Raw genomic sequence first — 13,371 nt, forward strand, 5'->3', positions numbered from 1 at the left:
GCTCCTTCTTATATCTCTACCGCCAGTCGAACTGCGGCAATGTCTTTGGGTTCGTATACGGTCTGCTCGCCGTTCACTTCCAGCGTTACGGCACCGTTGTCATAGCCGGCGAGTGTGCCCTCGATCTGCTTCATGCCGTTCATCGGCTTGTAAAAGCCTACTTCGACGGTCTGACCCATAAACGCCTGGAAATGCTCCGGACGCTTGAGGCGGCGCGACATACCTGCCGAGGAAACGCACAGCGTATAGGACGGCATATCGTCAAATTCCTTTTCATCCAGCATGGGATCAAGCGCGCGCGAAACCTGCTCGCACTGGTCAATGTTGACACCCTCCGGTCGATCCACGGTGACGGTCAGCATGTACTGTCCGCCCTCTTTTTCAAACTCCACATCCCACAGGGAAACACCAGCCTGTTCACACAAAGGCTTTACCAGTTCCTCTACGCGGGCTACGATCTGCTTTGCCTGCAAAGCCGTCCCTCCTTACTGAAAAATTTTCTCCGAGCAAAGCGTAAGGAGTGGCACTTGGCCACTCCTTACGGTTACTTATCATCTTACACTGATAGTATATCACGCATTGCCGTACATTGCAAGCGTTTTTGCAATAAAAATATCCGTTTTTACTGTGAAAATGCACAAATTTAGGCGTGTGAGCCGCAAATTTTGCAGATTAGCGGCTGCTGCCGTGTCTCAGCTCATGCAGGATGCACAGTCCCATGGCCAAGATGGGAAACAGGATGCGCAGACTGAGGAAACCCATTGGGTCACCGAAATCGATGTTTGCATCCAGCAGCAGGCCGATGAACCAGCCTGCAATGGTGACTAAAGTTGCTTTCAGGTACATAATCTCTATCTCCTTTTATATATTCCAACTGTCAATTACTTAAATTCACGCCAGTTGAACGAATCATAAAAAGATTCCAACTCAACACTATAACTAATACCATTTACATTTGCTTCGCTTTCACTACGAGAAAAAGCACTCCACAAATTCATATTAGAATAACTCTTTTGATTATACATTGCTGTATAATTCTTTACAGCATTTCTATATGCCGGAATAAACTCATTATAAAGCGGCAATAGTTCTTCTTCCAAAAGCGAATAGTTGATATTTTCCTTTTGCAATGTCTGTAACATTTTCTCGTTCCGGCTAATAAGAGCTTCACTATCCGGATTTCTTGTTGCTGGATTTATTGTAAATAAATTCGCGTTGATTGATTCATTATAAAGATCAAGTTCTCCTCTGCATATGATTAGCGCCTATTAGGAAAACACACTGTCAAAGGGGTTTGTAGCGGGGGTTAGCCCGCTACTGCGGTATCTTCCGTAGTGTTGATTTCAATGTACTCGGCAATCTTGCGGAGCTCGTCAGCAAATTTGAATTTCACGCTGATATTGCCGTTTTCATAGACCTTGATATAGTCCACAAGTTCAACCAAGATTTCACGGTTGAGGGCTTCAATGTTCTGATACTTCATAAAGGCTACCAGTGCAGGATGCTCGTTGTCCACACCGTTTGCCAGTTCTGCGCGTTCAGCGTTCAGCCGGGTAAGCACCGCGGAAATATCAGAAGTCTGCCGTTCATAGTCAGCCTTCATATCCCGGTATTCCTGCTGGGTGATTTCACCGTCTTTCCAGTCCTGATAAAGAGATTGCTTGTAGCGTGTTATCTTTGTCAGTTCCCGCTCTTTTGCAGCTATCAGATCGTCCAGTCGGTAAGACTGGCTTTTTTTGATTGGAGCGGAATTGATCTGCGTGACGATTTCCGAGTAGGAAACAGCCAAATGTACCTGATGCTGTACAGCGAACAAAACAGCAGCCTCCAGCCGTTCATGCTTGATTGAGTGCATGGTGCAGGCTGTCCGGGAACGGTTCTTGTAGGTTGAGCAAGAATAATATACATTGTTGTTCTTGCCAACGCATCGGGTAATGGCCCGCCCGCAATCGGCACATTTCAGAAAGCCGCTGAATAAATGTACCTCACGGCCTTTCGGGGAAGTACGGGTATCACGCTGTAAGAGAGCCTGTACCTTATCGAAAGTTTCATAGTCGATAATGGCCTCATGCGTTCCAGCGACTTCTACCCATTCCTCACGGGGAACAGCTTCAATCTGGTGTACCTTGTAGCTTTTCACCCGGCTTCGGCCTTGGGCTAAATCCCCGGTGTAGGTCGGATTGGTAAGAATGGAGTGGATCATGCGGACTCCCCACATAGGATCGTCATACCCTCTTGTCGAAACAGGCAAGCCCTTTTGTACCTTGTAAGCCGAGGGGCTCGGTACGCCGTGTTCGTTCAGGTACAGCGCGATAGCACGTTTTGATGACCCTTGAATAAGCATTGTGAAAATGAGTTTGACATTTTCAGCAGCATCGGGATCAACAATCAGCCTGTGCTTGTCCTTTGGGTGCTTTACATAGCCGTAAGGAGCAAATGCTCCGATATACTGGCCGTTGCGCCGCTTGTAGTCAAATACCTGCCGGATCTTTTTGGAAGTCTGATAGCAGTAATTATCGTTCATCACGTTTGTAATGGGAACGATGATATTTGAAACGCTGTCGGGGTTCTTGTAGCTGTCCACATTCTCAGCAAGGCTGATAAAGCGAACACCCATTTGAACAAACAGGTTATCGATCAAACTTCCGGCATCGCTATAATTTCGTGCGAAGCGGGACAGGTCTTTTACTATAACGCAGTTGATTTTACCACTCATGACATCCGCCAAGAGCCGTTGAAAATCTTCACGGTTGGCGTCCGTTCCAGTATGACCATCATCCACATATTCCGTGATGCTTTCAAACTCGTCAATGTTTCGTCGGTAAAAATCGTTCAGTAGGTCACGCTGGTTCTTTACGCTGTTGCTATCGTCTTTTCCTTTTTTCAAATCTTCCTTTGAAAGCCGGATATAGATGCCCAGCCGCCAGCGGCGGATTGTGTAAGAGGGAGAGAAACTCTGCTGATACCCTCTGTTTTTTGCTCGTGCCATTGTTCCTCCTTCCCTATCACATTACACTTATATTATAACTCTGTCCGGGGAGGACAACAAGGATGCCTCCGCTTCGGGACACTTTGTCTCGAAGAAGCAAAACGAGCTGTAACCGAAGTTACAGCCCGCTTCTTTGCCGCAGCAGGAAATCCGTCAGCTTATCTTGGAGAGATGGCCCGCTTTCAGCAAATTCAATTTTCACGCCAACACCACCGATGCAAAAGCAGTATGGATTTTTGACAGTCTGCAAAAATCGAGAGATGCGCTCCTTTCGGGAAAGCGCATTGTCAAAGGTCATACCGCTCACATCAGGCAGGGACTCGGCAGCCACCGCGCCAATGTCAACGCTTCTCATTTGTTCAAGTTCCTGTGTAGTTAATTTCACGGTAAACCTCCTTCGCAGATTGATAGAACGCCCCCCGCTGTTTGGTGGGGAAACGCAACAGGCCAGCACCACCGGGATGCTGGCCTGTTGCCTTACTCCACCTTGGGACACTTTGTCTCGAGGTTTATTATAGTTTTTGAATATTAGAGAGCGCCGTACATATTTACTTGGCCTGTCCAAAGACAATCGTTATTTTCTGTGCGGCGCTCTCAACGCAAGTAAAGCGACAAGCCCGGAGGAACAGGCAGCCAACCTGTTCAGCGCCGGATCATGGGCTTGGGATGACCGGGCCCATTTACAGTGTTGGTGTTGTTCGTTCAATCTCTTTTAGGAGATGTCACTGCACACCCACTGTCTGGCTCCCTGTACTTACTCAGGGCTGCCGTTATTCCCTTGCGTTAGGAAGAAAACCTCCTCTCATAAACCGAGACATTTTTTCATCAATTCCAAGTGGGTTAAGATGAAAAAATCAAAAAGTTTTTTTCATGCGTTCAAGGCCACGCTTGATCGACTGGCGAATAGACTCCTCATGTACGCCCTCGGCCTCGGCAATTTCCTTAATCGACTTGCCAAGAATGATATGTGCGTCAATTCTGCGGCCCTGAATCTCCGGCAGAGAATTGAGAGCGTTCCACAGACGAAGAAAGGTTTCCATTCGTTCAAGGAGCTCCTGCGGGGTCGGCTCATGCAGGCAAGCGGAATACTCAATCCCGTCATCGCAGTCCAGAGAATACTGCGCCTTGTGCCGGGAGAGCCGCCGCTGATAGGCCATCTCATAGCGGGCATCGGCCTTGAATACCTCGGCCACCTCGTCAGAAACTTCGATAAGCTGATCCTGCGTGTACCAATAATAAATATCTTTCAAATTGATAGTAGTCATCGTAAAATCCTCCATTTCAGTTTGTTCGGGGTTGGTCGGAAACGAAATGGAGTAACGGCGGAGAACGGCACCGCACCTCGGGACACTTTGTCTCGAAGTCTGGAAAGCAAAATGCGCCTGCGCGACACAAGGCCGCACAAGCGCACGAAAATATATTTTCGGTTATGTACTGTTTAATTTCACGTTCAAAGCCCGACTGCTCCAATGGAGGGGCTACGCTTTTTTTAGCTGGTGCAGATCATGGATGCTGCGAAAAAGAGAAAAGGACACGGCAAAATAACCTCCCATCGGCTACCGTGTCCCTGCAAGTCGTCATTGGTTTGTGTAAACGCAAAGAAACGGCGGCTCTGATTTCTCAAAACCGCCGTTAGGGTAATAACTTAAAATAGGCGCGCAAAATCACCTGCCCCAACCAACGGTTTTTTTCTTTCCCCGTAGTCGGGGCAGGTTCATACGCTATCTAATTATTCTTTCGTGACTAATTCTTTCAGCCGTTCATAGGTTTCTGCGCTAATATCATGTTCAATCCGGCAGGCATCAGCCTCCGCCGTTTCAGGATCAACGCCTATAGATATAAGTTGCTTCGTTAAAAAACAATGGCGCTCGTAGATTTTTTCAGCCACCTCCTGGCCAAGATCGGTCAGGTGTAGATAATGGTTTTCGTCTGTTGTCAAAAAGCCGCCCTCTCGTAAAGTTCCTACTGCGTAACAAACGCTGGGTTTTGAAACCTCCATGTACCGAGCAACATCCACGGAACGCACCATACCGAGCTTCTTTTGAAGTATAAGCACGGCCTCCAAATAATCCTCTCCGGCAGTATGAAGTTTCATAGGCAGCTCCTTTCGTCATTAAGCAAGACTCCAGCCAGCCGCACTCTTTCGGATATTGACAAAATCCTGATAGATACCAGGCTGTTTCAAAAGTTCCTCATGGGTTCCTTGCTGTGCAATCTGGCCGTTGTCTATAACTAAAATCTGATCGGCGTTCTGGATGGTATTTAGGCGGTGAGCGATTACAAGCAGGGTCTTTCCCTTCACCAATTCGGAAATAGCCTCCTGAATATAGCTTTCATTGTCCGTATCTACACTTGCGGTAGCTTCATCCAAAATGACAATAGGCGCGTCTTTCAGAATACAGCGGGCAATCGAAATACGCTGTTTTTCGCCGCCGGAAAGTGTTGCACCGCCCTCACCAACCACCGTTTGGAATCCGTCGGGCAAAGCCATAATGAAATCATAGCAGCGGGCTTTTCTGGCAGCCTCATAGACTTCTTCCTCCGTAGCATCCGGCTTTCCCATGATGATATTGTTGTAAATGGTGTCCTGAAACAGATACACGCGCTGGAATACCATGCTGATCTGATCCATCAATTCCGACAGAGGTACATTGCGAATATCCACGCCCCTTATCGTCACATTGCCGGATTTTACATCCCAAAGTCGCGCCAGCAAGTTTGCAATGGTGGACTTACCGCTACCGGACGGTCCAACCAGCGCTGTCATAGAATTTTTCTTCATGGCAAAACTGATATGATGCAGAACCTCTTTATCCTGATAAGCAAATGTAACATCGTTGAACAGGACTTCCGGCTGTCCCGGCTGTGCCTGAGCCGGAATATGCTGCTTGCCGTTGTCGGAAAGTTCCGGTTCATCCAATACCGCTTCAATACGATCAAGGGCAGCGTTCATAACGGTTAGTCTGGATGCTTCTCCATAGAGAGCCTTCAACGGGCCAAAAAGATCAAATACAAATAGCAGAACACTCAACACATAAGCCAAAGAAAGCGCACCGCTCTGTTCCAACACAATAGACAGGCCGAAAATTGCCGCAATACCAATACCGTAAAGGATATTCAGCCCCATTGTCCACGGGGTCATTTTTCGTTCAAAGTCAAGCGATGTATTTCTGGAACGCTTGAAATTGCCGGACAGTTCTTCGGATTTTTCTCCAAGCAGGTTATAGCTCTTAATAACACCAATGCCCTCCACAAAAGACAGCACCGCATCGGTCAGCCGTTCACTCTGCTCCTGACGGCCTGCTGCTTCTCGTAGGGAAACTTTGTTCATTCCCTTAGATACCAGCCATGCCAAAATAGTAACTATCGCAGCGATCAAGCCAAGCTGCCAATTCAGATAAAACATGAACGCCAGCAAAACCAGCGAGGACAGCAGATAGCTCATCATGTTTCCCAGCGTACTCATAGCGACTTCTTCAATGAACACCATGTCGGTACTGAGGACAGAACTGATCTTGCCAATATTGCCGGAAGTGAAATATCCCATCGGAAGTTTCCGCAGATGGCCGCCCAATTCGATACGCTTGTCAGCGAACATCAAATATCCCGCTGCACTTTGCAGGCTGTCACTAAGATAATGGACGAGCATCTGAACCAGCACAATAGCGGCAAGGCCAAGTCCCACATAAAGGCAAGTCTGCCCGGTAATGGTCTTGTTTGCAAATCCACTCAAAACCACAAAGGCCAGAAAAATCGGCATTTTGGACAGAATGGATTCCAGAAACGCACAAACAAATGCGCCCTGAATACGGCTCTTATAACGGCCGGAAAGTTTCAATATTCTTGAAAACAAAGCAAACATTTATTTCCCCTCCTTTGCAGTGTGTACTTTCCACTCGGCGCTGTCTTGTGCCGCTTTCCACAACTTTTGATATTCAGGGCAGGACTGGATCAGCTCTTGATGTCTGCCCGTTGCAACCAGTTTTCCGTGATCCATAACACAAATCTGATCTGCGTTCATAATGGATGGTAATTTGTGTGCAATAACCACAAGGGTCTTACCTTTTACAAGCTCTGCAATGGCGGCCTCCATCTTTTCTTCGTTTTCAGGATCGGCATAGGCAGTTGCCTCGTCAAGCACCACAATAGGAGCATCCTTTAAGATTGCCCTTGCCAGAGAAATACGCTGGCGCTGACCGCCGGAGAGCATTTTTCCTGCATCACCAGCCATCGAATGAATACCCTGCGGAAGTTTCTCAAGGAACTCTATACACTGAGCTTTCTTTGCGGCCTCCACCACTTCTTCATCCGTTGCGTTCAGCCGACCAAGCCGAATGTTTTCGAGCAGAGAGGTATTGAACAGGTATTGATCCTGTGCCACATAGGAGATACGGCTGTTGAGTGCTTCAAGACTCATATCGCATAGTTTCTGCCCACCGATGGAAATACTGCCTTTCTGTGGGTCATAATAGTGAATCAGCAGTTTCGCTAATGTACTCTTGCCGGAGCCAGATTCACCAACAAGGGCTGTTTTCTGTCCAGCTTTTGCCGTAAAGGAAATGTCATGGAGAACTTCATCCTCAATTACAACAGGCTTTCCATCCGGGCCGGGCTGTGTGGTCTGATAAGCGAAAGAAACATGGTCATAAGTAATGGTGTCATCTTTCCCGTGGAACGCACCTTCTGTCTGCTGGAGCTCCGGCGCATCCAACACCTGCTCCAATGCAGAAATTTTATAGTTAAGCTGGGGCATGGTAGGCAGGAAACCGAGAGATTTCAGCAGCGGCATACCAATACTTAAAGAAAGACACAGTACCAAGATCAAATTAGGCAGAGTAGACCAGCCAGAGAGAACGAACCATGCGCCAACAGGCAAAGTCAGAATAATGGTGCATGGAAGCAGACTGCTGTAAATTGCCATCCACGGCCACGCCGCCTTGTACCACGCCAGAGTATAGTCCCGATAATCTGATACATCTTTGCGGAACCGCTCGTAGGAATCTGCGTCCTTATTGAATACCTTGACAACTTCCATACCGTTAATGTACTCAATAATGGTATTGTTCATCTTTTGTCCGGCCATGTAGTAAGGCCCCATTTTCTTCATGCCAACGGAATACATCGTCATCATGGCAATCAGACTGATCGGAATGGATGCCAGCGACAGAAGCGCCAGTTTCCAATCCACAAAGAACATTGCCACATAAACCGCAATAGGGATCATCAGGTTTGCAATTCCCTCCGGCATGGAGTGAGCCAGCAAAACTTCCAGACTGTCTACATCATCCACGAACAGCTTTTTGACTGTGCCGGTGCCTTTATCCTGAATGACACCAAGGGGCAGCTTTTCAAACCGTTTTTGAAGTGCCGTCCGCAGACGGAGCAGCGTGTCGTAAGCGGCTTTGTGAGAAAGATTCAGCCCCCAGCCATAGAAAAGGGCTTGCAGCACCAGACACACCAAGACAAGAACCACGCGCAAAATGATAAAGGATGCTTCAATAGATTCACCCATGACCAGCGGCGCGATCACCTGATAAGCCAGCACAAAAGGCAGGACGCCCATAAGAACGCTGACCAGTACAACGACCGTGGCCACATACATATTTTTCTTATATGGCCCTGCGTACTCAAAGATTTTTTTGAACATAAGCCCTCCTTATATTGAGCCGTACTGTCTGTGCTTCAAAAACAAGAGGCCGCCAAAGTAAAGCGGCCTCTTATCATTATCTTTCTGTCCAGTCAAGGCGGCCCTGACATTCATAATTTCTAAAATTCACTGGCGGATTCGGAAAAAATCCAAAACCTTTTTACTGCCGGATTCGTCCAATGGATAGCTTTCTTTTATTTGCCCTTTTTCCATATGGACTACATACGAACATCCCGCCATCACCAACTCCGGATCATGCGTAATAACAAGAAGCGTTTTGCCCTGATCCGCGAGTGACTTCAAACTCCGCGCAACTTCCCGCATATGTTTGAGATCAAGCCCGCTGGTTGGTTCGTCAAACACAATGATCTCCCGGTTACTCACAATGGCAGATGCGATCGCTACCCGCTGTTTTTGCCCGCCGGAAAGAGAAAGCGGGTGCCTGTCTTTATATTCCAGCAGATCAAACTGTTTAAGGATTTCATCTGCAACAGTTTCATCCTCGTTGTCCATGCTCAGAAGCACTTCATCCATCACGCTTTCGGTAAATAGCTGATGGCTGGTATCCTGCATTACCATATAGCAATGTTTGAGCCGGGCTTTCCAATCAAGGGTTTTCCCGTCAACCTGCAAAAGGCCACACTTCTTTTCCAGTCCGCAAATACAGCGGGCCAGAGTAGATTTTCCAGCGCCATTCAGGCCGATAATGGCAATCGTTTCTCCAACAGGCAGTTCAGCACTCGGAATATGGAGGCTTTCCGGTTCCCGCTTTTTATACGCAAAGCAGAAATTTTGAAATTCCATCAGTTTAGCTGTATGCGCCTGATACTGATTCGCGGGTTTCAACTTCGAGAGAGAAAACGGCCGCAGCCCCATTTCTTTTCGAGTGCTATCCGATAAACTGTCAAATTCAGCAGGCGTGTATTCCCGTTCAATCTCCCCATCTTTTACATACAGCACACGATCTGCAAGATCGTGAAGGTAGTAAAGGCGGTGTTCTGCAATCAGAATTGTTTTGCCCTGCTTTTTCCAGAGGCTCAAGACCTGCCGCAGGTCATCAATAGCAGCCACATCCAGATTAGAAGATGGTTCGTCAAGGACCATAATTCCCGGTAGCAATACACTTGATGAAGCACAGGCTATTTTTTGCTTTTCGCCCCCGGACAGAGCAAACACGCTTCGCCCCATCAAATCTTCAATATGATAATCGGAAACTGTACGGTCAATCCTTTTCAGGATATCTTCTTGGGGATAGCCTAAATTTTCACAGGCAAAGGCTAATTCACTATCCGTATCCACGTTGAAAAACTGACTTTTGGGATTCTGGAATACAGATCCCACCATAGCAGCCAAGTCATAAAGCGGCGTATCTGATACGCTTTTTCCGTCCAGAAGGACATCGCCCTCTAAATTACCTTCGTAATAATGAGGCACCAGCCCGTTTACCAAACGGGTAATCGTTGTTTTCCCGCAGCCGGATTCTCCCGTGAGTAAAACAAATTCCCCTGTGTTTATGGTGAGATTGACATTTCTAATCCCTCCGCCGCTGGATTCTTCACCATAAGAAAAAGAAACATTTTGAAAATCTATCATGGCAAAATCCCTCCTGCGGAAATTATCGGGGAAGCAATCGCCCAAAACACTACAAAGCAACAAAACAAGATCAGCACCACATCGGCAAAATTGAATTTAAGCTGGCAAATGTTTGTGCGTTTGACAGGAGCGCCGAGGCCACGGGTAATTGCCGCAGCGGAAAGTTCCTCACCGATTTTCACGGAGCAGGTAATCATCGGGATCAGCTTATACTCCAATATTTTTGAAGGTTTTTTCCCTCCAAGTTTAATCCCACGCATTTTCATAGCGTCACTGATTGCTTCTGACTCCTGAAAGACAGTTGGAAAGAAGCGGAACATGACCGTTAAGGGGATCGTCACTTCTTTAGGCATATGGATTCTTTCCATACCGGAAATCAATTCACTGACCGTTGTTGTTTTCACTGCATAGGCAGCAATCGCAACACTGGGAAGGATTCGGCAGAAGAATCCTGTTGTAAACAGAACGAGGAAATTCAATATCCCCGTAAGGTGCGGCAAAACATAAATTTGAACAGCAAAAAAAGCAGAAAACACAGCAATATAGCCCACAGCTTTTGCACATTGTTTCGAGGTAAGCAGCAATATAGCCGGAACCGTACAAAGAACAAGGCGGATCAGCCCCATAGCTTCTCCGCCTGTTCCACCCATGACAAAAATGCTTATGATGAAGATGAGCAACAGTTTTGTACGCGGATCGAGCCGTAGCCCTTGTTCTGTTTTTTTGCTGAGCAGAATTTCCCGCGCCATTATGCAATACCGGCACGCTGGAAGTGCTTTTTGCAAATGGCTTTCCCAATCACACCTCCGACAAGGCCAAACACAAAGCAGGCAACCAGCAGAATAGGCGCAATCCACATAGGCATATATGTATTAAGGGTAGCTGCATATTCAGCGCCGTATCCTTCAGTCAACATTACCATATAGCTTTCACGGTTCAGGAAAATGGGAGCAAAGTTGCCAAACACCCAGATGCTGAACACGCCGCAGGAAAGAACTGTACTCTTTGCACTTTTGTAGTCCGCCTTTTTCAGAATCACGTCGGCCAACAGGCCGCCAACAAGACCAGTTACCATAGTAAGATAGCCGTTGCCGAAGAACACCATGATTAGGCCAATCAGGAAACCCATGATTGCAGTCATCCCGAATTTTTTAGCCTTTGTAACATACAGCATATAGGGGATGCCGCCAATCAAAGGGCACAGCACCGCCATCAGCGGAATAAAAACGGGGATAAAGCCAAGCATCGCCACCAGCATAACAATCACGACATAGATGACGGTGTAGATGCCGATAGTAATTAAATCTTTTCCCTCAAGCCGGGAACTTTTTTTCTGGGAACTCATACCAGTATCCTCCTTATATCTGAGAAAATGCGTTGTGTGGTTAGAGTGTTCTAACCACACAACGCATTTTAGCAATTTCATGCCCAATATCCAACCCAAACCCGATTTCATTCTACCCAAAATCGGTATTTTTTAGGTTTAGCCAATCGTATTTTCATCTTTATAGTTCTTAGGTATTACTCCATATTTCTTTTTGAACGCAGCCGCAAAATTGCTTGGTTTTGAATATCCAACCAGCGTTGCAATCTGGCTTACGTTCAAGTCGCTTTCCAAAAGTAGCCCGGCTGCCTTTTCCAGTCTTTGATCTATGATATATGCGTGAACAGATGTCCCAAATAAAGAATTAAATCCCTTTGTCAGTTTGGAAACACTGATATTTACCTTTTTCGCCAGTTCCTCACAACTTGGTGCAAAAGCAAGCTGGCTGTCGATGATCCGTTTTGCTTCGGTAATCGAGTCCCTGTCACTTTTAGAAATACTGATATAGCTTGATGAAAGAATACTAAGTTCCAATACTTCACTCAAATACACGGACAGCAATTCAAAAACCTTACTTTCCAGAAATAAATACCCTAAACCGCCCCGGTATTGCGTAAAATCTTTTACCTCCGCAAAAATGTGCTCCATATACGGGGTAATGTTCACTTTTGAAATGCCAGTCAATAACTTCTTCTCATAAGCATCTATCTCACTATCTTCAAAGTAGTCATTCAAGATTTTGTGAAAATAGGGCATGGGAATTTTTATATTTTTGAAAAGGAAGTCTGTTTTCCCGGAATAACACAGGTATTCCATCTTACCATGTCCTCGATAAATACAAGATTCGCCTTTCTGTATGCTGACACTTTGACGTGCATCTGCAATATTCCACGATACGCCATCATTGAAGCAAAATAAAAGTTGAATATAATCTTCGCAGCTTACACCCTGCACATTCATATCAGAAAAATAGTTCATTTTCCAGTCTGATACAACAGCTCCTTGCTTTGTAACAACCTGTGAAATCTGGCCTGTTCCCATATCAGCCGGAATATCTATTGTCACTGTCTGCGGAGAGTTGGAGAGCAGATCATGGTACAGCTTCGTCATGTATTGGTTTGTCATCGTGCGCCCTCCTTTCTGGGTTAGCCAAGGCTAAGCATATAATACTTTATATTTTGATGGCAGTCAAGGTAGGGTCGCCAATTGCTAAAGTGAAATTAAATAGTCAGTAGTATGAAATAGATAGTCGTTCAAATAATATCACATGAAATGTAAAATCATATCAGGTGATGTTATGAAGATAGAACGAGATGAAAGACGCTTTGATTTTCACGATATAGGGCTCGCCATCAAGCGGGCAAGAGAAGCCAGCGGCATGACACAGGAGCAACTGGCCTATATTGTTGACCGCGCTCCGCGTACCATTATGTATAATGAAAATGATGGTCAGCATCCAAGCTTCAACACCTTTTATCAGATGGTCACAATGTTTGATATATCGGTGGATCAATACTTTTACCCGTCCCAGAATAGCGGGAGCGAGTGCAGGAAGCGGATTGATGCCATGTTGAACGCCTTGGACGAAAGAGAATTGAAAATCGTTGAAGCTACAATCCAAGCGATGAAAGCATCGAAAGAAACGGAGGAAACGTAAAAGAAAGCGTAACCTCCGTTTTTTTGCGCCATGTTGCGGGTTGCGCGTTTTGGCAAGCAATTCGGGTGTGGCCACACTCCGAAATTTTTGCAGGGCGCAGGGCCCGCAAAAATGCTTGTTGGGGAGCTCCCCAAACCCGCTGTACTTCGGGACAAATTGTC

General features: G+C 46.5%; 14 protein-coding genes. 1 reads left to right on the plus strand and 13 read right to left on the minus strand.

Translation table 11 applies throughout. The features are described from left to right. Nucleotides 1-8: 8 nt before the first annotated feature. From IEY11_RS11010 to IEY11_RS11070, 13 genes are all read right to left on the minus strand, one after another. Nucleotides 9-473: a ribosome maturation factor RimP gene (locus IEY11_RS11010; protein ID WP_192924391.1), complete on the minus strand. Its 465-nt coding sequence runs from the start codon at nucleotides 471-473 to the stop codon at nucleotides 9-11. 199 nt (nucleotides 474-672) lie between these two features. Continuing rightward, nucleotides 673-846, minus strand: coding sequence for a hypothetical protein (locus IEY11_RS11015; protein ID WP_158577971.1), 174 nt, complete (start codon nucleotides 844-846; stop codon nucleotides 673-675). Between the two features lie 35 nt (nucleotides 847-881). Next, nucleotides 882-1,142 (minus strand): hypothetical protein, encoded by a 261-nt coding sequence (locus tag IEY11_RS11020; protein ID WP_194461870.1) that lies wholly within the window; start codon nucleotides 1,140-1,142, stop codon nucleotides 882-884. 164 nt (nucleotides 1,143-1,306) lie between these two features. Next, on the minus strand, nucleotides 1,307-2,989 hold the full coding sequence (locus IEY11_RS11025) for a recombinase family protein (RefSeq protein ID WP_014080196.1): 1,683 nt from the start codon (nucleotides 2,987-2,989) through the stop codon (nucleotides 1,307-1,309). A gap of 118 nt (nucleotides 2,990-3,107) precedes the next feature. After that, nucleotides 3,108-3,374, minus strand: coding sequence for a DUF6870 family protein (locus IEY11_RS11030; protein ID WP_007884026.1), 267 nt, complete (start codon nucleotides 3,372-3,374; stop codon nucleotides 3,108-3,110). Between the two features lie 469 nt (nucleotides 3,375-3,843). After that, entirely contained in the window at nucleotides 3,844-4,254 is a 411-nt protein-coding gene (locus IEY11_RS11035) for a sigma-70 family RNA polymerase sigma factor (RefSeq protein WP_015563840.1), read from the minus strand. 464 nt (nucleotides 4,255-4,718) lie between these two features. Next, complete coding sequence (locus IEY11_RS11040; RefSeq protein WP_156703868.1) at nucleotides 4,719-5,084, minus strand: metal-dependent transcriptional regulator; 366 nt, start codon at nucleotides 5,082-5,084, stop codon at nucleotides 4,719-4,721. 18 nt (nucleotides 5,085-5,102) lie between these two features. Then, nucleotides 5,103-6,851 (minus strand): ABC transporter ATP-binding protein, encoded by a 1,749-nt coding sequence (locus IEY11_RS11045; protein ID WP_188886545.1) that lies wholly within the window; start codon nucleotides 6,849-6,851, stop codon nucleotides 5,103-5,105. Continuing rightward, entirely contained in the window at nucleotides 6,852-8,636 is a 1,785-nt protein-coding gene (locus IEY11_RS11050) for an ABC transporter ATP-binding protein (protein ID WP_188886546.1), read from the minus strand. Nucleotides 8,637-8,762: 126 nt separating this feature from the next. Then, nucleotides 8,763-10,229: an ABC transporter ATP-binding protein gene (locus IEY11_RS11055; protein ID WP_118554202.1), complete on the minus strand. Its 1,467-nt coding sequence runs from the start codon at nucleotides 10,227-10,229 to the stop codon at nucleotides 8,763-8,765. Beyond that, nucleotides 10,226-10,978 (minus strand): energy-coupling factor transporter transmembrane component T, encoded by a 753-nt coding sequence (locus tag IEY11_RS11060; RefSeq protein WP_097793456.1) that lies wholly within the window; start codon nucleotides 10,976-10,978, stop codon nucleotides 10,226-10,228. The genes IEY11_RS11055 and IEY11_RS11060 overlap by 4 nt, the downstream gene beginning before the upstream one ends. After that, nucleotides 10,978-11,574, minus strand: coding sequence for an MptD family putative ECF transporter S component (locus IEY11_RS11065; RefSeq protein WP_188886547.1), 597 nt, complete (start codon nucleotides 11,572-11,574; stop codon nucleotides 10,978-10,980). Before IEY11_RS11065 ends, IEY11_RS11060 begins: the two co-directional genes overlap by 1 nt. A 138-nt stretch (nucleotides 11,575-11,712) precedes the next feature. Then, nucleotides 11,713-12,678, minus strand: coding sequence for a helix-turn-helix domain-containing protein (locus tag IEY11_RS11070; RefSeq protein WP_187333159.1), 966 nt, complete (start codon nucleotides 12,676-12,678; stop codon nucleotides 11,713-11,715). 172 nt (nucleotides 12,679-12,850) lie between these two features. Between IEY11_RS11070 and IEY11_RS11075 the strand changes: the two genes are divergently transcribed. Then, the gene (locus tag IEY11_RS11075) at nucleotides 12,851-13,210 is read left to right on the plus strand and encodes a helix-turn-helix domain-containing protein (protein WP_054754179.1); all 360 of its coding nucleotides are present in this window, start codon (nucleotides 12,851-12,853) and stop codon (nucleotides 13,208-13,210) included. The last annotated feature ends 161 nt before the right edge of the window (nucleotides 13,211-13,371 follow it).

The sequence above is a fragment of the Butyricicoccus faecihominis genome, from assembly GCF_014648015.1.
GTDB classification, from domain to species: domain Bacteria; phylum Bacillota; class Clostridia; order Oscillospirales; family Butyricicoccaceae; genus Agathobaculum; species Agathobaculum butyriciproducens.

Excerpts from the sequence above, each read along its gene's own strand:
- IEY11_RS11015 (WP_158577971.1), bottom strand. The coding sequence starts at position 846 with ATGTACCTGAAAGCAACTTTAGTCACCATTGCAGGCTGGTTCATCGGC.
- IEY11_RS11020 (WP_194461870.1), bottom strand. The coding sequence starts at position 1,142 with ATGTTACAGACATTGCAAAAGGAAAATATCAACTATTCGCTTTTGGAA.
- IEY11_RS11025 (WP_014080196.1), bottom strand. The coding sequence starts at position 2,989 with ATGGCACGAGCAAAAAACAGAGGGTATCAGCAGAGTTTCTCTCCCTCT.
- IEY11_RS11035 (WP_015563840.1), bottom strand. The coding sequence starts at position 4,254 with ATGACTACTATCAATTTGAAAGATATTTATTATTGGTACACGCAGGAT.
- IEY11_RS11040 (WP_156703868.1), bottom strand. The coding sequence starts at position 5,084 with ATGAAACTTCATACTGCCGGAGAGGATTATTTGGAGGCCGTGCTTATA.
- IEY11_RS11045 (WP_188886545.1), bottom strand. The coding sequence starts at position 6,851 with ATGTTTGCTTTGTTTTCAAGAATATTGAAACTTTCCGGCCGTTATAAG.
- IEY11_RS11050 (WP_188886546.1), bottom strand. The coding sequence starts at position 8,636 with ATGTTCAAAAAAATCTTTGAGTACGCAGGGCCATATAAGAAAAATATG.
- IEY11_RS11055 (WP_118554202.1), bottom strand. The coding sequence starts at position 10,229 with ATGATAGATTTTCAAAATGTTTCTTTTTCTTATGGTGAAGAATCCAGC.
- IEY11_RS11060 (WP_097793456.1), bottom strand. The coding sequence starts at position 10,978 with ATGGCGCGGGAAATTCTGCTCAGCAAAAAAACAGAACAAGGGCTACGG.
- IEY11_RS11065 (WP_188886547.1), bottom strand. The coding sequence starts at position 11,574 with ATGAGTTCCCAGAAAAAAAGTTCCCGGCTTGAGGGAAAAGATTTAATT.
- IEY11_RS11070 (WP_187333159.1), bottom strand. The coding sequence starts at position 12,678 with ATGACAAACCAATACATGACGAAGCTGTACCATGATCTGCTCTCCAAC.
- IEY11_RS11075 (WP_054754179.1), top strand. The coding sequence starts at position 12,851 with ATGAAGATAGAACGAGATGAAAGACGCTTTGATTTTCACGATATAGGG.